Source organism: Vreelandella massiliensis, assembly GCF_900155385.1.
Taxonomy (GTDB): domain Bacteria; phylum Pseudomonadota; class Gammaproteobacteria; order Pseudomonadales; family Halomonadaceae; genus Vreelandella; species Vreelandella massiliensis.
The window spans coordinates 1-1,466 of sequence record NZ_LT699766.1 but is presented as its reverse complement, the minus strand read 5'-3'; the positions used below and the strand labels follow the sequence as shown (position 1 = coordinate 1,466).

At 54.6% G+C, this 1,466-nt stretch carries 2 protein-coding genes; both read right to left on the bottom strand.

Annotated elements, in window-relative coordinates; genetic code table 11:
• Window positions 1-1,099, bottom strand: a 1,099-nt coding sequence (locus BQ9846_RS16310; RefSeq protein WP_075882100.1) for an AAA family ATPase, incomplete at its 3' end; no start/stop codon positions are given.
• 165 nt (window positions 1,100-1,264) lie between these two features.
• A partial coding sequence (locus BQ9846_RS16745; protein WP_210433216.1) for a hypothetical protein occupies window positions 1,265-1,466 on the bottom strand: 202 nt, incomplete at its 5' end.

The following is a 1,466-nucleotide window of genomic DNA, read 5'->3' as shown; positions in this document are numbered from 1 at the left end:
GCATGATCCAGGTAAGATCGCGCGGGATGACTTCGCGATAGATACGGTTACTGATACGCAGGGACGGGTACGTCTCGATCAGGCCCAAGTCTTCGACATACTGCTGGTCGTCCGGCTTGATCGCATCGATATCGACACTCTCTTCGCTGGAGAGCAGCGCACTCATCACCCGCTGCACCCGAGGCTCGCGCAGCTTGTCGGTCAGCTGATCAAGGTGCGTGGCACGGGATTGAATGAGTCTTTCCCTGGCGGCACGGTAATCCTCCAGCGTCAGTGTTCGCGAGCGCTCGCGCGCCGGTTTAAAACGCCAAGTCAGCTCGTAACCCAAGGCGTTGACCAGCCAAGGCTGGCCTCGGGTGTCTTCCCAAAGTTCAGGAAAAATGGCGGGATCTAATGGCTGGCCGGTGGCTTCGGTATGCTGACACCACAGTTGCTCACACTCTTCATAGGAAAAGCTGCCCATACGCAGCGATTCAGCTTTGATATTGAACGCGCTGCCGCCAGTGATGACTTCGGCCCCGTCCTGATGCATGCGGTAATCGCGCACATCGCGTACACCGCATAGAATGATCGACTGGGGGAAGGCTTTCGGCCGCTGGGCGTACCCCGCACGGATTTGGCGCAAGAGCGAAATCAGCGTATCGCCGACTAAGGCATCGACTTCGTCGAGAAACAGAACGGTAGGCTTAGCGGCATGCTGTGTCCACGTCTGCAGTAATCTAGACAGTCGTTGCTGGGGCGAAATTGTGTATTGCTTGGCTTCATACCACGTGACCAGTGTATCATCATCAAGATAGAGCTGAATGGCATTGACCACCGCATCACACACTGCTCGCATGCCTTTTTCTTCGTCTCCCCGAGCGGCTTGGGCGCCTTCGATATTGGCGTAAGCACATGCATAACGACCTTCTTCATTGAGCGCCTGCATCATCGCCAACAGTGTGGTGGTCTTGCCTGTCTGCCGGGGTGCATGAAGAACAAAATAACGTTTCTGGGCGATTAGATTCTCAACTTCATCCCAATCCACGCGGCTAAGCGGATCAATATGGTAGTGATCTTCCGGTATGGTCGGCCCCGCGTTATTAAAAAAGCGTTCCATCGAATAGCACCTTGAAAGGGAGAAACTTTCTCCACTTTAGCATGGGTGACTGCCTATCGTAGCCAGACCGGGTTAGTGCGCGATCCTACTGCCCCCCCCTAACTGATACTGAGGTACTACGTAGCAGGCAGCGAGACATTCTATATCGTCATTAACAAAGACAGTTTAAGCGCCCCAGGTGTGAATAGCTCTATCACCGTGGTGTTCAGTGCCCTGCCAGATTTTCTCTTCCCATGAAATATCATCCGCGCGGTTGAACACCACAAGATGGGCTTCATCGGCACCCACTTGGTCCGCATAACCGGCTGTTTGCGCGACGCCCTTCGCTACGGTGGCCTCCCGGCTGTCGCGTTGAATTTTGAGCTCA